Origin of the sequence: Glutamicibacter sp. AOP5-A2-18 (genome assembly GCF_052446055.1) — a bacterium.
Lineage (GTDB): Bacteria > Actinomycetota > Actinomycetes > Actinomycetales > Micrococcaceae > Glutamicibacter.
On record NZ_JBQSVW010000001.1, the window covers coordinates 968,802 to 985,543 of the forward strand.

Here is a 16,742-nt window from a genome sequence, read left to right on the forward strand (position 1 = left end):
AAAAGGAACTGTCGTGTCGCAGCAGCAAGATGCTCCGTTTTCCCGCGTACCGGATGCGGAGTTTGGCTACAACGCAAAGCAAGTTGATGCGTTCCTTAGCCGTGCCCGTGCCACCTTCAACGGCGGGGGAAACGACGACAGCGTGGTGACCAGCCACCTGATTCGCCGAACCACTTTTGCTCCTCAAAAGGGCGGCTACCAGGCGCGCGAGGTTGATGGTGCGCTGGATAGGTTAGAGGACGTGTTTGCCAAGCGGGAACGCGACGATCTGATCAGCCACCAGGGCGAAGAAGTTTGGCTACAGCAGGTTGGACGACTAGCTGCCATTCTGCGTGGACGCCTGCACCGTGCCAAGGGTGAGCGCTTCCGCCGCCCATCGCGTACCAACGCCTCAAGCTACAACGTTGAAGATGTTGACCGTCTATGCGACCAGCTCATTGATTACTTCGAAAACGATGTTCCGATGGCCGTGGACGCCGTACGCCGTGTTGAATTCCGTTCTGCTCAGGGAACTGATGGTTATGAGGAGTCGCAGGTTGATGCGTTCTTAGACCGTGTGGTTGAGCTGATGGCCTCCATCGACTAGTTCAGGCACCACCAACTGAATATTTTCTGTGGGCACCGAATGTTATCGTTCGGTGCCCACGGAATTTAAGCTAAGTCGCATTTGGGATTCGCAAGCTGCGTGCGCAGTAGATGGCGCAGATGCCACAGACCGCGGCGACTAAGGCAAGCGAAACCGCATAGGATATCAACGGAAGTAGCGTCGCCAGAAGGGTCGGAAGCAAGAACCCGCTGTAGGCCAGTGAGTAGTACAGGCCTGAGAGGCCGGCCAAATCTTGTGCTGTGGCGATAGCCTGCACCTGTATTAAGCCCGCTACCGTGCAGATGCCGTATGCGGCACCTAGCAACACGGCCACGCACATAGCCAGTACAGGGGCATCGACCCACGCGACCAGTACTGAGAGCAACATTCCGATGGTCATCAATGTCATTCCCACGGGTAGTGCCCGACCGCCAGTGATTTTTGCGATCCACGGCACCAAATTCTGGCTCAACGCTCCGGTGCCCAACGTCAGCACGGTCAGCACCGTGGCGTAGAGCGTACTCCAAGTACCAAGTCGGTCTTGGACGGCCGCAGGGATGATCGCATAAGCGACTCCTGCAGCGGCAAAGATCCATGGGGCAGTGGGAATGATGACCTTACGGAATCGATGATGAGATGCCGAGGGGATTCGTAAATCCTTATACCAAGCTCCATCAGTCCGTTGTGCCGGAGCTAGAGACTCTTGAGCCCTGAGTAAGAAGGCCAGCGCTATGAGTGAGAGAACCAGATGAATGAGGTAGGGCGCTTGTTCGGGCATCGGGGCCCACTGAGCCATGGCTCCGCTGACAGCTGCTCCCAGACCGAATCCGAGCGTCAGAGTCAAAGATGAACGTTTTGCGCCAGCGGTGGGACCAGCATGAGTGTCGAAGGGGTGGCTTGAAAGTTCCTTGATCCAGCTTGAACCAACCGACATAGCCGCTCCCACGCCTACCCCTGACATCAGTCGCCCGAGGCAAAGCAACAGCAACGAATGAGAACCAAGGGCCAAAAGTGCACTGGCAAGGATGCTGATCACCGTCCCAGCAATCAATACGGGTTTGCGCCCGTGCTGATCAGATAAGGGACCGAGTAATAACAGGCCAGGGATCAGGCCCCCAACGTAGGTGCCCAGCAGCAAATTGGCTTGCCATGGCTGGAAACCTTCAAGCACCTCATATAGGTGCAGTAACGGTGTGAAGTGGTTTCCGCCCCAAGCGATCATGAATACGGCGCAGGCGACATAGAGATATTCGGTTTTGCCTCTGGTGGACGTGAACAATTAATTCGCCTTTTTCGGGAAATGAGCTTTGGTGAGGTGAGCGTTGAGGCATTGAGCAAATTCGGTCGCATTGGCTTGGCCAGCCAGATCGGCTAATCTCTCATGCTCTTGGAGGTAGGTGGCTAGTTGCTCCGGGTGTTCAAGGGCAGCCTCAAAGGTGAGCCTTGCCAGCCGGGGCGCCAATTCGGTGAGCAGGTCAGTGATCACATTGTTGCCGCCAGCCTGAACGAGCGCAGCGTGGAAAGCGAAGTCAGCACTGGCAAAACCCAAAAGATCTCCGGACGCGAGGGCTGCGCGCTGTGCTTGGAGCGGTTCGTTCAGTGAATTGGAAAGCTCGGCGAGTTTGCCGGGTGTGGAGGTGAGCGCTTCTAATGTTCCACGCTCGAACAGGCCGCGTGTAGCAAGTAGGTCTCTGCGTTCTTCGAAGGTGATTGCCGTGACTACAGCGCCTTTTTTGGGCATGAGTCTGACCAATCCCCATCGAGCCAGCTGAAGCATCGCTTCACGAGATGGCGTTCTGCTGACTCCCATTTCTAAGGACAGCTCGGCCTCGGTGAGTAGATGTCCAGCGGGTATGGAGCGTTCGACAATACGTTGCGCAGCATGAGCTGCGACGCGACGGGCCAATGACCCATCGGCTTGATCGGGTTCCCAGGGTAGCAAATAGCTCATACATTCACTGTACCCCTTGATGCATGCATCAATAAATTCTTGTGTCAGACAATGAAACTAGCGAATGGGGAGAGGAAAATCTGGCTCGTGGCCGTCAGGAGAAGATTTTTATGAATTGCTCGACGGGTCAGGTACATGCAGGAGCGCCATGACCCGATCGGTGTTCTGCGGAACCGCGCGTCGAGTGCCGCGCGACACCACGATCATCACCACAAAGGCCAGTGGTACGCTCCATGCTGCAGGCTGACGCAGAAGGTGAACCCACCACAGATCGATCGTGGGCAGGAAAATGCCGACGGACAGCGAAAGACCGCAGGTGATGGCGCCGGTGAGCAGGCCGGCGATCGCTCCCTTCGCGGTAAGCGAGCACCACCAAATCCCTAGAAGCAGTAACGGGCAGATGGTGGAGGCGGTAAAGGCAAAGACGTTGCCGATGGCTCCAGCAAGGGCCAGTGAACTGGTGAGTACCGCGATGAGCACGGGCAGGGCGGTGGCAAGGATCGTGGAGATTCTAAAACCACGTACGGTGCCGTTGAAGAATTCTTGGGAGATCGCGCCGGCTAATGAGACCACGAGACCAGAGGTGGTGGAGAGGAACGCAGCAAAGGCGCCGCCCACCACAATCGCGGTCAACGCATCGGCCACTACACCGTTAAGCAGCCTGCCTGGCAGTAACAGAATCGTCGCATCGCTCTCGTTAGCGGCGCCAAGTTCTGGGGTGTACAAGATACCTAGCACACCCAAGGTGGTGGGCAGCAGGTAGAACGCGGAGAGCAGGCAGAGCACGATCACCGTGGTGGTGCGGGCACTGGATCCGGTGGGATTGGTATAAAAACGGACCAGTACATGCGGCAAGCCAAGGGTGCCAAAGAGCAGGGCCAAGATGATCGAGATGGTCTCGTACATATTCATCGTCGTGACCGATTCCAGCTGGGTGGAAAGGCTCTGGGCTCGTTCACTGGCAGCATGTTCTGGGATGGCTCGGGCCAAGAGGAAAAGGGTGGGGATCACCAATGCTGCCAGCTTGAACCAGTATTGGAAGGCCTGGACGAAGGTGACCGAGCGCATGCCGCCGGATAGTACGGTCACACAAACCACCACTGCCACAACAATTGGCCCTACCCAGCCCGGGAGCCCGGTGGCGGTAGAAAGAGTCAGTGCCGCGCCGTGCATTTGCGGAACGATGTAGAGCCAGCAGATCACCACCACTAGGTAGGTGGTCAGCTTGCGCAACATCGGTGAATTATCGAAGCGGATCTGTGCAAAGTCAGGAATCGTGTAGGCCCGAGATCTGCGCAACGGGGCAGCCACAAACAAGAGCAGCATCAGGTAACCGGCGGTATAGCCGATGGGGAACCACAAACCTGATTGACCGGAAAGCACAATGAGCCCGGCGACGCCGAGGAATGATGCGGCGGAAAGATATTCGCCACCGATGGCCGAGGCATTCCACCACGGAGGCACGGTACGCGAAGCAACATAAAAATCTGAGGTGGTGCGCGAAATTCGCAGGCCATAAAAAGCGATCAGCATGGTGGTCAGACAGACCACGATGAGGGCGGAAACCGAAAGTAAACTAGCCACGGCTGATGCTCCGATACCTGCGCTCATTGCGTGCTGCCGCCCGATTATAGAGTATTCCGGCCACAATGATCAGTGGGTACATCCCTACCCCGAGGACCCACCAGGGCAAGGGGATATGGAACAGATGAATATTCGAGACCACTGGCCAAAACACCAGTAGTGAACAGATGCCCACCAACAGTGCCAATAATCCTGCAGCCACCGAGCAGCCTAATCGCAGTTGGGAACGGATCAGCTGACGGACATAAAATTCTTCGGCTGTGTGCTCTGGTGGCTGACGAGTCACGGTCAGCGAGGCATCTTGCGGTGCCTGGACAAGCACTCGTTGTGGGCGTTGTTGTGCAAACCGTCCTGGCAAAGCTTCGTCAGGCGAGTTTGTGTTCTGGCGTTTGTCGCCAGCTGCTGGATTCTGCACGCGGGCCCCGGGCAATCCTAGAGTGGACGGACGCGGTTGGCAGCCAGACGCTCACGCAGGTACGGCAGGGCGCGTCGGGAAATGGGCAACTCCGCTCCGTGCACGATCACCGCTGCCTTACCGGTCTGTAGCCGTACGGTCTCGATCTTCTCCATGCAGACCAGATAGGAACGGTGGATGCGCACAAATCCGGATTCTGCCCATTGGGCCTCCAGATCATTGAGTGGAACACGAATCAGGTAGCTAGATTCTTTGGTGTGTAGCCGGGCGTAATCACCTTGAGCCTGAACGTAGGCGATGTCGCCGCGCGGGATGAGTTTGGTGATGCCACCCTGATCTACGGTGATTATTTCTGGCTTGGCAGGCGTTTCCTCCACCAGTTCACAAATGCGGCGCACGGACTCGGCCAAACGCTGTGGGCGGATGGGCTTGAGTACGTAGTCGATAGCGGCCAGTTCAAAAGCCTGGAGCGCTTGGTCTTCATCGGCGGTGACAAAAACGACCAGTGGGGGATGGGCAAAGCGCGTGATGACTCGGGCGATGTCTAAACCGGAGAGGGCTGGCATGTGGATGTCCAAAAACAAGGCGTCAACTTCGTTTTCTTCTAAGGCTTTTAACGCCGCAGCACCAGAAGTAGCGCGGTGGATTTTGCCAATTCGCGAATCTTGGCTCAGCAGGAAACAGATCTCTTCCACTGCTGGGAGTTCATCATCGGCAACCACCACATTAATCATGCAAAAATTCTACCGTTTTCTTACTGTTTCTAAACATTTGGGATTCCTAAACCTCAGCACCGGTGGTGTCTGGCGCACGGAATTTAGGAACGCGCAGGGTGATCAAGGTTCCAGCTCCCGGGGCGGTCTCGATGATCAGCCCATTGGAGTTGCCGTAAAGCTGACGCAGTCGCAGGTCAACATTTCGAAGCCCCACATGCATGGTTGTGGTGGTGCCAGCGAGCACGCTGGCCAATTGCTCCGGGTCCATGCCCATCCCGTCATCTTCAACCGAGATCACCGCATGCATGCCGTCCTCGGTGGCGGTTATTGAAATGACACCACCATCGGGGCGAGCCTCCAGTCCGTGGCGGACGGCGTTTTCCACCAATGGTTGCAAGGCGAGGAATGGAATTTGAGTGGGGAGAACTTCGGGAGCAATCTGCAAGCTGACCTTGATTCGATCGCCGAAGCGGGCTTTTTCAAGTAAAAGGTAGCGGTCGATCTCTTCGAGCTCTTCGGCCAACGTAGTAAATTCTCCGCGGCGCCTAAAGGAGTAACGAGTGAAGTCGGCAAACTCAATCACCAATTCTCTGGCACGGGCTGGGTCGGTATTAATAAACGAGGCAATGGCGTTTAGCGAGTTGTAAATGAAGTGTGGGGAGATTTGCGCGCGTAATGCGCGCATCTGAGCTTCAAGCAACATTGCTTTGGACTCATCTAGTTGCGCAGTGGATACCTGTGCGGAGACAAAAACCGCGACTTCTGACACTGCACGAACAAAGCTCGCACCGGCGCGCTGCGAGAGAGCAATCACCGCGCCGACAACTTGATCGCCCACCATGATGGGAGCGGCAACAATGTCCATTGACGTTGAATGCTTCACCTGAGTTTTGCCGGTAGCCAGTGTAGAAGCCGAAGCCTCGGCGGCATCCTCTTCTAATTGTGCGGTGAACTCGATTCCGGAGTCGGTGGCGAGGATCCGGGTGCTGTCGCTGATCAAAAGCACCTGGCAATTGAGTAGCCGGCGCAGTGCCTTGGCGCTTTTTGCGGCGCCTTCTTTAGTCAGCCCGCGTTCCAAATGGGGTACGGCAACTGACATATGGTGCAGGGTTTTGTAGGTAGCTTCTTCGGCATCGGTGCCCATCTCTCTGGTTGAGCGAGAAATCCTAAAACCGAAGTAGCCAACGATAGTAATGCCAAGCACCACGATGACCACGATCAGGGTGACTTGCAATGCTGGAGACATGTTCTCATCCTAAAGCCCTTCAAGACCCTGTGCGTTGAGCGCGATGGTGCGTGCCGTTGAGCGCATAAAACAGCCCGTTGAGCCACGCTCCCTCGAATTTCCCTAGTCGCGCGAGGAATCATCACTAATAGTGAATTGAGTCACACTTTCGATGTGGGCTCGCCCGCATCTCTAACTCGCTCAAGGAGGGCCTCAATGAGTGCCAACCCGGAACCCGACGTCACTGGCGACGTCGATTTCGTCAAGGAGAGTCAATCTGAGGAATTTCAGGAACTACGCAAAACTCACCGTAGCTTCGTATTCCCCATGGCGATCTTCTTCCTCGTCTGGTATTTCGCCTACGTACTGCTAGCTGACTATTTCCACGACTTCATGTCAATCAAGGTTTGGGGCAACGTCAACCTCGGCATTCTCCTTGGGCTCTTGCAGTTTGTTTCGACCTTCATCATCACGGCAGCCTATGTCAGCTACGCCAATAAGAAGATCGACCCGCAGGCCACGCGCATTCGCGAACGCCTAGAAGATAAAGGAGTGAAATAAATGCAGTCACTAACACTCCTTGCTCAAGGTGCGGTCGCATCAACCAAGGTGGGTAACCCACTGGTTAATATCGGCATCTTCATTGCCTTTGTTGGCATTACCTTGGTGATCGTTCTGCGAGCATCCAAAAACAACAAGACCGCCGCGGACTACTACGCCGGTGGCCGTTCCTTTACAGGAACGCAGAACGGTACAGCTATTGCCGGTGACTACCTCTCGGCGGCGTCCTTCTTGGGCATTGTCGGAGCCATCGCCATCAACGGCTACGACGGCTTCCTGTACTCCATTGGCTTCTTGGCCGCCTGGCTTGTCGCGCTGCTGCTCGTTGCCGAGCTGTTGCGAAACACCGGTAAGTTCACCATGGCGGACGTACTTTCCTTCCGCCTCAAGCAGCGTCCGGTTCGCATTGCTGCCGCAATCTCCACCCTGGCAGTTTGTGTGTTCTACCTGCTGGCACAGATGGCTGGCGCCGGGGCGCTGGTGTCCTTGCTGCTGGGTATCGACGAAAAACTGGGTCAGTCACTGGTCATCGTGATCGTTGGTGCCCTGATGATCCTGTATGTACTGGTCGGTGGCATGAAGGGCACCACCTGGGTGCAGATCATCAAGGCCTGCCTGCTGATCGCTGGCGCGTTGATCATGACCGTCTGGACCCTGGCTATTTTCGGTTTCAACTTCTCGGAACTGCTGGGCAAGGCCGCCGAAGTGGCTGGCAACCCAGAGATCCTGAACCCGGGTATGCAGTATGGCAAGAGTGAAACTTCCAAGTTGGACTTCATCTCCTTGGCGTTGGCCCTGGTGCTTGGTACCGCTGGCCTTCCACACGTGCTGATGCGTTTCTACACCGTGCCAACCGCGAAGGAAGCACGTAAGTCGGTTGTCTGGGCCATCTGGTTGATTGGTGCTTTCTACCTGTTCACCCTGGTTCTTGGCTTTGGTGCCGGCGCACTGATTGGTCCAGACCGGATCAAGGCCGCCCCAGGTGGCGTGAACTCGGCAGCACCGCTGCTGGCTTACGAACTGGGCGGAACGGTTCTGCTGGGTCTGATCTCGGCAGTCGCCTTCGCAACTATTCTGGCTGTGGTGGCAGGTTTGACCATTACTGCAGCTGCTTCCTTTGCTCACGACGTTTACGCTTCGGTGATCGCTAAGGGCAGGACTACCCCAGAGAAGGAAATGAAAGTAGCTCGACGAACCGTGCTAGTTATCGGCGTCTTTGCTATCGCTGGCGGTATCGGTGCTCAGGGGCAGAACGTGGCCTTCTTGGTAGCTTTGGCCTTCGCGGTCGCTGCCTCGGCTAACCTGCCAACCATCCTGTACTCGCTGTTCTGGAAGGGATTCAAAACCCGCGGCGCAGTTTGGTCTATGTACGGTGGTCTGGGTTCGGCCCTGTTGCTGATCATTTTCTCCCCGGTCTTCTCCGGGGCAGAAACCTCGATGATCCCAAGCATCGACATGTCCATCTTCCCGCTGGCTAACCCGGGCATCGTTTCCATTCCGTTGGCCTTCTTGCTGGGCTGGTTGGGATCGGTTACCGATAAGAGGATCGAGGATCCAACTAAGGCAGCTGAAATGGAAGTTCGTTCGCTGACCGGTGTGGGCGCTGAAAAGGCCGTCGATCACTAAACAAATAACACGTAGGTAAAACACAGTTCTGGGGATTAACCACCAATGGTTGATCCCCAGAACTTTTAGTGTGGTATCACTGGCTGCTGGTTTGCAGCGAGTGTCGTAGCAGTGCGGTCGTTCGGTACGGGACCAGCTGCGCCATGGACAATGCTGAGTCAGCGCGATTGACCCCATCAATATGTAGTAGCTGGCCGTGGACCCTAAAAAGTTGTTCTGCATCCTTGGCTGCCACTCGTACCAAGATGTCGGCATTACCGGTGAGTCCGTGTGCTTCTAGCACTTCAGGGATGGTGGCTAACTTAGCGGTGATTTCCTCAAGATATCTCTGGTCCACATGTAATTCAATGAAGGAGAGTAGTCCGTAGCCCAATGCGGCCGGAGGGATGCGACGGTCCGGATTATCCAGAACTTCATTTTCAAGTCTGGTCATTCGAGTCTGCACCGTATTACGTCCGAGGTTCAAAGCCGTAGCGATGGCCGAACCGGTTCGTTTTTTGGCAGTGGCTAGCGCCAGTAGGATTCGTCGATCTGTCATGTCCAAGAGGTGCATAATGAGCACGTTAGCACCGTATGGGAAGGATAAATAGGGCGTTTGCGCTAATTTTCCGCTGACCATTGTGCGTCTTGCGTTACGTGAGTAGCATCACATTTAGCGGGGTTCGACCAGGAATCTCGCCAACGACTACGTGAAAGTAAGGATGCCGATCGTGTCCACACAGCACATGGACGTAGCCGCCGGATGCCTACCAACGCATCAGCTGCTGAACGTCGACGGGAAACGAATTCCGGACGAAGAACTAGACCACCACCTCAAGGACCTCAAAGAAGCGGACCTTGCCGATTTCTTGCGAGACATGGTGGTGCTGCGACGGATGGACAATGAGGCCACCGCCCTGCAACGCCAAGGTCAACTGGGCCTGTGGGCTCCGTTGCTCGGCCAAGAAGCCGCACAAATTGGTTCGGTGCGCGCCACCGAAGACGACGACTTTATCTTTCCCTCGTACCGCGAACACGGAGTCGCGTGGGCTAGGGGAGTGAAAGCAGAAGACCTACTAAGCGTTTGGCGCGGAGCCCAAGCCAGTGGCTGGGATCCGAACGAAGTAAATATTGCTTGCCAACAGATTGTCATAGGTTCCCAGGCGCTACACGCTGCTGGGTACGGGATGGGCATCAAGTTTGATGGCGGCAAGCAAGTTTCCGTGGCTTACTTTGGCGATGGCGCCACCAGTCAGGGTGACGTTAATGAGGCGATGATTTTTGCGACCAGCTACCAGGCGCCGGTCCTCTTCTTCTGCCAGAACAACCAATGGGCCATCTCAGAGCCCGTCGCCTTACAAAGCCGTACCCAGATTGCTGACCGTGCCCATGGCTTCGGGCTAAAAACCTGGCGGGTGGACGGCAATGACATTCTGGCCGTGTATGCGGCAACAAAGGCGGCTCTGGCCCACGCCCGACATGGACTTGGTCCAACGTTCATTGAGGCTGTTACCTACCGAATGGGTTCTCACACCACCGCTGATGATCCAACTCGATACCGTAAAACCGAGCAGCTTGAAGAGTGGAAAGCCAAGGATCCTATCGATCGCTTGGTGAAGTACCTGCATCAAATGGGTGCAGATGTTCAGTCTTATGAGCAGCGTGCGCAGAACGCCGCCGATGACATGGCAGCTCAGTTACGTGCCGCAATCACCACCATGGAAGATCCAAAGGTCCAAGAGCTGTTCTCCAATGTTTATGCAGAGAAGCATGAACCGACGCAGCGGGCAGCTAAAGAATATTTGGATTATCTTGCTGACTTTTCAGGTGGTGAATAATCATGGCAACAACTATGCTCAAAGCGCTAAATAAGTCGCTACACGATGCGCTCAGCGAAGATGAAAAAGTTATCTTGCTCGGTGAAGACATCGGAACCTTGGGGGGCGTTTTTCGTGTCACCGATGGGCTAAAGTCCGAATTTGGTGAGCACCGAGTGGTCGACACTCCGCTGGCCGAATCAGGAATTGTCGGAACTGCCATTGGTCTGGCCTACCGTGGCTACCGCCCGGTGGTGGAGATCCAATTTGATGGCTTCACTTACCCGGCTTTTGACCAGTTGGTTTCGCAGCTGGCTAAGCTGCATTACCGTTCGCGCGGACGGGTGAAAATGCCGGTCACTGTCCGTATTCCTTACGGTGGTGGCATCGGATCTCCGGAGCACCACTCGGAATCACCGGAAGCGTACTTTGCTCACACCGCGGGACTGCGAGTATTTGCACCTTCCAGTGTGGAGGATGCCTACACAATGCTGCGCCAGGCCATCACTTGCGATGACCCGGTGATCTTCTTTGAACCTAAACGCCGCTATCACGAAAAGTCTGACGCTGAACTCATTGAGCCAGAGCCGGATTCTTCACCTAAGGCAAGAGTGGTTCGAGAAGGAAATGACGTGACGATGGTCGGCTATGGGCCAACCACCTATACCTTGATCGATGCTGCCCTAGCGGCCGAGGACGAAGGTACCAGCCTAGAAGTCATTGATCTGCGCAGTTTAGATCCGTTGGATTTCGACACCATCGCTCAGTCGGTCCAGCGCACCGGAAAGCTGGTTGTGGTTCACGAGGCCAGTCGGACCGCGGGGTTGGGTGCCGAGATTTGTGCCGAGATCACCGAGCGTTGTTTTGATTACTTGGAGCACGCGCCCTTGCGTGTGACCGGATTTGACGTTCCCTATCCACCCTCGCGACTAGAGAGCCATCATTTGCCGGATCTAGACCGAGTGCTACACGCGGTAGATACGGTCATGGCCCACCACGAAGCCACCGAAGGAGCTGCCCAGTGATGAGCAATCAAACTTTTAAACTGCCAGATCTGGGAGAGGGGCTGACTGAATCCGAGGTCTTGAACTGGAAGATCAAGGTCGGCGAGCAAGTGAGCCTAAATCAGGTCATTGCCGAGGTGGAAACCGCTAAAGCAGTGGTGGAGTTGCCTTCACCGTTTGCCGGAGTGGTCCAACAGATTCATGCGTCCCAAGGAGAAGTTGTTCAAGTCGGTGGCCCGCTAGTGACTTTTGGCGACGAAGCACCAGCTAAGGATTCACCGCAACAACAATCACCACAAGATGCTTCCGGAGCCGAACGCACCCCGACTCTTGTGGGTTATGGTGCCCCCGCTGCTACCGGTGCTCGACCGCAACGCAAAACCCGTAACTCTCGGCAGGCAACTTCTGTTGTGGTGGATCATGGGAGTAATCAGCGCACCGTGACTCGTTGTACACCCCCGGTGCGAAAGCTTGCCCGTGATCACGGGGTCGATATTTCGGTGCTTGCTGGAAGCGGCGAAGATGGGCTGGTGCTTCGGCGTGATGTTCAACAGGCCATTGATGCTTCTGGCTCGGTCAGTGATTCTTCGGTTGCTCAACCGAAGGTGGACGCGCACGCGGGGGATAGGCACGTAAAAATCACCGCAGTGCGTAGAGCTACCGCTAAGGCCATGGTGAGTTCTGCCTTCACTGCTCCGCATGCCACGGAGTTCCTGACCATTGATGTCACCGAATCGTTGGCTTTGGTTGAAGATATGCGGGCCCACCGGTTGACGAAAGACGTCAAACTCAACATCACTACGCTCACTGCCTTGGTTGTCACTCGCTTGCTAGGGACCTATCGGGCATTGAACTCAACGTGGGACGAACAAGCTGATGAAATCGTTGAATTCGGATCGGTAAATCTTGGCATGGCTGTCGCCAGTGACCGCGGCCTGTTGGTGCCGGTAATCAAGGAGGCTCAGGCGATGCCGCTGGTTCAATTGGCTACCGGGCTGAGTGAGCTCATCGATCAAGGTCGGTCCGGAACATTGTCTCCGGCTCAACTTTCTGGTGGCACCTTCTCCATTACCAACGTTGGAGTGTTCGGCGTTGACGCTGGAACACCAATTCTTCCCCCAGGGCAGGCTGGAATTTTGGCATTAGGCCAAGTGAAGCGTCGGCCTTGGGAATACCAAGACGAAGTAGCGCTTCGCCATACCATGACTTTGGCTTTGTCCTTTGATCACAGGGTGGTTGACGGCAAGGAAGCAAGCGAGTTCCTCGCAGGTGTCGGATCAGTTTTACATGACCCCGGAATGATGAACATTTTTATTTGACATTCAAGTTATGTTGACCCGGACAGAATATCTTTGACGGAATGACTAAACCGATTTCAAGCATCGCTTTCATGAATATTCATTGGTTGTTTCGCAATTTTTGATGTAATCTCATTCACTACGTGCTACAGCTCACGCTTGCGCGCACGGCTCTGCGAAATGCAGAAGCAGCAACCTTATGTTGAGGAGAAATAGGATGCGATACTCGCACGCATCTAAGGCTGTCGTTCTTTCAGCAGCCTTGGCACTGACCCTGTCGGCTTGTGGAGGCGGTTCAAGTGACACCGCCAGCGGTGATGGGGACGGTTCATACGTCGTCACCGCTAACACCACAGAGCCGCAGAACGGTCTTCTACCTGCCAATACCAACGAAGTTGGTGGCGGTCGTGTCATGGACCTGCTCTTCACGGGCTTGGTCAGCTATGACGCAAAGGGTGCCCCTGTCAATGAACTCGCTGAGTCCATTGAGTCCAAGGACTCCCAGAACTACACCATCAAGATCAAGTCTGGCCAGACCTTCTCTGACGGCTCTCCAGTAACTGCTGCTTCGTTCGTGGATGCTTGGAACTTCGGTGCCGCAGCCAAGAACGCTCAGCTGAACTCCTACTTCTTCGAGTCCATCAAGGGCTACGACAAGGTAAGTGCTGAGAAGTCCAAGGAAGACAAGATGGAAGGTCTGAAGGTAGTTGATGACACTACCTTCACCGTCAAGCTTTCCCAGCCTGAATCTGACTTCCCACTGCGTCTGGGCTACACCGCCTTCATGCCGTTGCCAGAAGCAGCATTCAAGGATCCAAAGGCCTTCGGCGAAAAGCCAGTCGGCAACGGTCCATACAAGCTGACCGAATGGAACCACGACGTCAACCTGAAGATGGACATCAACGAGAAGTATGACGGTCCTCGCAAGGCTGCAAACGGTGGCATTGATTTCAAGGTCTACCAGTCCACTGACTCGGCCTACTCGGATCTGCAGTCCAACAACTTGGACGTACTGGATCAGATTCCTCCAGGACAGCTCGCTTCCTACCAGGATGACCTGGGTGAAAACTCAGTCAACTCGCCATACGCAGGTAACGCAACCATCACCATCCCAAGCTACCTTGATCACTTCAAGGAAGATGAAGAAGGTAAGCTGCGTCGTGCCGCGATCTCCAAGGCAATTGACCGTCAGCTGATCATCGACAAGGTCTACCAGGGTGGCAAGTCCATCGCTAAGGACTTCACCGCGCCTGTGCTTGAAGGCTACAGCGATGATCTGCCAGGCAGCGACGTGCTGGAATTCAACGGTGACGAAGCCAAGAAGCTTTGGGCTGAAGCCGACAAGATCAGCAAGTGGGATGCAGACAAGGAATTCAGCGTTGGCTACAACGTTGACGGTGCCGGTAACAAGGAATTTGTTGAAGCTGTAGTCAACCAGCTCAAGAACAACCTTGGTATCAAGGCAACCGCCCAGTCCTTCAGCTCCCTCAAGGAACTGCGCGCCAAGGTAACGACCTACGACATGTCCGGTAGCTTCCGCACCGGCTGGCAGGCCGACTACCCATCGCTCTACAACTTCCTCGGCCCACTATTTGGTACCGATGCAGGCTCGAACGATGGCAAGTACTCCAGCAAGGAATTCGACGAGAAGCTCTCTGAGGGCTTGGCGGCGACTGACCCAGCTGAGGGTGCAAAGATCTTCAACGAGTCCCAGGAAATCCTGTTCAAGGATATGCCTGTCATCCCACTGTGGTACCAAGCAGTTCAGGGTGGATGGAGCACTAATGTTTCCAACGTTGAGTTCGGTTGGAACGGTGTTCCAATCTACAACGAAATCACTGGTAAGTAAGTAATTTCAGCTTTCGGACTGGTCAAGTCTGAAATTCGCTGAAATGCATGTCAAGGGAGACCCGGATATTCATGGGTCTCCCTTTGGCGTGTTGATCTGCCTCCCAAAAATAAACGTCGCGCTAATTAGCGACGGAAAGAGGGAAATAATGGCCAAGTGCCCTCCGGCATCTCGAGGTGAGATGCACGCATGTTAAGTTTCATGCTGAAAAGAATCGCGCAGCTGATTCCGGTCTTCATCGGAGCAACCTTGCTCGTGTACTTCTTGGTATTTGCCACACCTGGCAACCCGATTGATGCACTATCCGGTGGCAAGCCGATGTCTGATGCGACTCGCGCTGCGCTGGAAGCCCAGTACAACTTGGACAAGCCTTTCTGGGTTCAGTACGGGTTGTACTTGAAGAATTTGGTGACCTTCGACCTCGGAACCTCGTTCTCAGGCCAGGAAGTTTCCGCCCTCTTGGGCCGTGCTTTCCCTGTGACCGCACGCCTGGCAATTCTTGCCCTGCTGATTGAAAGCGTCTTCGGCATCATTTTCGGTGTTATCGCAGGTATGCGTAAAGGCAAGTGGTTCGACTCGACCATCTTGGTTGCCTCACTGATCGTGATCGCTGTGCCAACCTTCGTTTTGGGCTTCGTGCTTCAGTTTGTTGTCGGCGTGAAACTTGATTTGGTAAAACCAACGGTTTCCGGTGCCGCGACATGGGGAGAGCTATTCCTCCCAGCACTAGTGCTCGGCCTGGTATCGCTAGCCTACGTAGTTCGATTGACTCGTACCTCGGTAATTGAGAACAAGAGCGCCGACTTCGTACGGACCGCAACCGCCAAGGGCTTGAGCCGTCGACGCGTTATTACAGTACACATCCTGCGTAACTCGTTGATCCCAGTGGTTACCTTCTTGGGAGCCGACTTGGGTTCACTGATGGGTGGCGCGATTGTCACCGAGGGCATCTTTAATGTCCCCGGTGTTGGACACTTGCTCTACCAAGCAATCCAAAAGGGTGAAACGCCGACCGTCGTTGCAGTCGTCGGTGTTTTGGTGATCGTCTTTGTCGTCGCCAACCTGGTTGTGGATATGCTTTACGCACTGCTTGACCCAAGGATCCGTTATGCCTGAGAACCAAAACTTTAATCCGGAAGACGGCCTGCAAATTAGCACGCCTCGCGCCGGAAAGGTTTCTAAGTACAAGATCGAGCACTTTGTTGCTCCGCTAGAGGAAACTCCGTTACAGGCAGTTGACTCGGTAAAGGAAACCGGCAAGCCGCTGTCCATGTGGGCCGAAGCTTGGCGTTCATTGCGCAAGCAACCGCTGTTTATCATTTCAGCGATCCTGATCCTTGCAGTCATTGTGGTCGCGGCATTCCCGCACTTGTTCACCTCGATTGACCCCAACGGTCAAAACGCTTGTCAGCTTGAAAACTCCAATGAGCCTGGGCGTCCGGGCCACTTCATGGGCTTCAACCTGCAGGGTTGTGACGTTTACGCGCGAGTTATTTACGGAACGCGTGCTTCGCTGCTTGTTGGTGTCTTCACCACACTCATCGTTGTCATCGTCGGCGGTGCACTCGGCGCCCTTGCCGGATTCTACGGTGGATGGATCGACGCCATCTTGGCTCGTCTGGGCGATATCTTCTTCGCTCTGCCACTGATCCTTGGTGCAATCATCGTTATGCAGCTTCCTGCATTCCGCGAACATCGCAGTGTGTGGACGGTTATCGTTACGCTAGCAATCTTCGGTTGGCCACAGCTGGCTCGAATCACTCGTGGTGCAGTTATCGAAGCGCGAGATGCTGACTATGTGAAAGCTTCACGCGCACTTGGCCTGTCGAGGTTTAAGTCGTTGGTCAAGCACGTGCTGCCGAACTCGCTGGCTCCAATTATTGTTGTCGCCACCGTGAACTTGGGTGTGTACATCGTGGCTGAAGCGACGCTGTCCTTCTTGGGTGTCGGTTTGCCGGGCGAAGTAATGAGCTGGGGTAACGACATTTCCCTGGCACAGCAGCAACTTCGTAGCAACCCAATGATGTTGATGTGGCCAGCACTGTTCCTTTCCGTGACAGTTTTGAGCTTCATCATGCTCGGTGACGCAGTGCGTGACGCACTGGATCCCAAGGCCCGGAAGGGAGCCTAG

Annotated in this window: 16 protein-coding genes; 9 read left to right on the top strand and 7 right to left on the bottom strand. The window is 55.0% G+C overall.

Going from position 1 to position 16,742, the window contains the following annotated elements:
• Window positions 1-13 precede the first annotated feature (13 nt).
• On the top strand, window positions 14-586 hold the full coding sequence (locus ACT3RW_RS04680) for a DivIVA domain-containing protein (protein WP_131090029.1): 573 nt from the start codon (window positions 14-16) through the stop codon (window positions 584-586).
• 70 nt (window positions 587-656) lie between these two features.
• Here ACT3RW_RS04680 and ACT3RW_RS04685 read toward each other — a convergent pair whose 3' ends face one another.
• The 6 genes from ACT3RW_RS04685 to ACT3RW_RS04710 all read right to left on the bottom strand — a co-directional run bounded on the left by ACT3RW_RS04685 (window position 657) and on the right by ACT3RW_RS04710 (window position 6,498).
• Entirely contained in the window at window positions 657-1,865 is a 1,209-nt protein-coding gene (locus tag ACT3RW_RS04685; protein ID WP_444612983.1) for an MFS transporter, read from the bottom strand.
• On the bottom strand, window positions 1,866-2,537 hold the full coding sequence (locus ACT3RW_RS04690; RefSeq protein WP_444612984.1) for a GntR family transcriptional regulator: 672 nt from the start codon (window positions 2,535-2,537) through the stop codon (window positions 1,866-1,868).
• Between the two features lie 108 nt (window positions 2,538-2,645).
• Entirely contained in the window at window positions 2,646-4,121 is a 1,476-nt protein-coding gene (locus tag ACT3RW_RS04695; RefSeq protein ID WP_444612985.1) for a sodium/solute symporter, read from the bottom strand.
• The gene (locus tag ACT3RW_RS04700; protein WP_242632571.1) at window positions 4,114-4,536 is read right to left on the bottom strand and encodes a hypothetical protein; all 423 of its coding nucleotides are present in this window, start codon (window positions 4,534-4,536) and stop codon (window positions 4,114-4,116) included. The genes ACT3RW_RS04695 and ACT3RW_RS04700 overlap by 8 nt, the downstream gene beginning before the upstream one ends.
• A 17-nt stretch (window positions 4,537-4,553) precedes the next feature.
• Complete coding sequence (locus ACT3RW_RS04705) at window positions 4,554-5,270, bottom strand: LytR/AlgR family response regulator transcription factor (protein ID WP_444612986.1); 717 nt, start codon at window positions 5,268-5,270, stop codon at window positions 4,554-4,556.
• Between the two features lie 46 nt (window positions 5,271-5,316).
• Complete coding sequence (locus tag ACT3RW_RS04710) at window positions 5,317-6,498, bottom strand: sensor histidine kinase (RefSeq protein ID WP_444612987.1); 1,182 nt, start codon at window positions 6,496-6,498, stop codon at window positions 5,317-5,319.
• Window positions 6,499-6,693: 195 nt separating this feature from the next.
• Between ACT3RW_RS04710 and ACT3RW_RS04715 the strand changes: the two genes are divergently transcribed.
• Entirely contained in the window at window positions 6,694-7,038 is a 345-nt protein-coding gene (locus ACT3RW_RS04715) for a DUF485 domain-containing protein (protein WP_131090023.1), read from the top strand.
• Window positions 7,039-8,664, top strand: a complete 1,626-nt coding sequence (locus ACT3RW_RS04720) for a solute symporter family protein (RefSeq protein ID WP_444612988.1) — start codon at window positions 7,039-7,041, stop codon at window positions 8,662-8,664.
• A gap of 76 nt (window positions 8,665-8,740) precedes the next feature.
• Here the strand turns inward: ACT3RW_RS04720 and ACT3RW_RS04725 are convergent, their stop codons facing one another.
• Entirely contained in the window at window positions 8,741-9,202 is a 462-nt protein-coding gene (locus ACT3RW_RS04725) for an Lrp/AsnC family transcriptional regulator (RefSeq protein WP_444612989.1), read from the bottom strand.
• Between the two features lie 163 nt (window positions 9,203-9,365).
• On the opposite strand from ACT3RW_RS04725, the gene pdhA reads away from it, so the two are divergent.
• The 6 genes from pdhA to ACT3RW_RS04755 all read left to right on the top strand — a co-directional run bounded on the left by pdhA (window position 9,366) and on the right by ACT3RW_RS04755 (window position 16,742).
• Window positions 9,366-10,481 (top strand): pyruvate dehydrogenase (acetyl-transferring) E1 component subunit alpha, encoded by a 1,116-nt coding sequence (pdhA, locus tag ACT3RW_RS04730; RefSeq protein WP_444612990.1) that lies wholly within the window; start codon window positions 9,366-9,368, stop codon window positions 10,479-10,481.
• A gap of 2 nt (window positions 10,482-10,483) precedes the next feature.
• On the top strand, window positions 10,484-11,485 hold the full coding sequence (locus ACT3RW_RS04735) for an alpha-ketoacid dehydrogenase subunit beta (protein WP_444612991.1): 1,002 nt from the start codon (window positions 10,484-10,486) through the stop codon (window positions 11,483-11,485).
• Window positions 11,485-12,783 (top strand): dihydrolipoamide acetyltransferase family protein, encoded by a 1,299-nt coding sequence (locus ACT3RW_RS04740; RefSeq protein WP_444612992.1) that lies wholly within the window; start codon window positions 11,485-11,487, stop codon window positions 12,781-12,783. Before ACT3RW_RS04735 ends, ACT3RW_RS04740 begins: the two co-directional genes overlap by 1 nt.
• Window positions 12,784-12,979: 196 nt before the next feature.
• On the top strand, window positions 12,980-14,611 hold the full coding sequence (locus tag ACT3RW_RS04745; RefSeq protein WP_444612993.1) for a peptide ABC transporter substrate-binding protein: 1,632 nt from the start codon (window positions 12,980-12,982) through the stop codon (window positions 14,609-14,611).
• A 189-nt stretch (window positions 14,612-14,800) separates the two neighbouring features.
• Window positions 14,801-15,727 (top strand): ABC transporter permease, encoded by a 927-nt coding sequence (locus ACT3RW_RS04750; protein WP_131090017.1) that lies wholly within the window; start codon window positions 14,801-14,803, stop codon window positions 15,725-15,727.
• On the top strand, window positions 15,720-16,742 hold the full coding sequence (locus ACT3RW_RS04755) for an ABC transporter permease (protein WP_131090016.1): 1,023 nt from the start codon (window positions 15,720-15,722) through the stop codon (window positions 16,740-16,742). Before ACT3RW_RS04750 ends, ACT3RW_RS04755 begins: the two co-directional genes overlap by 8 nt.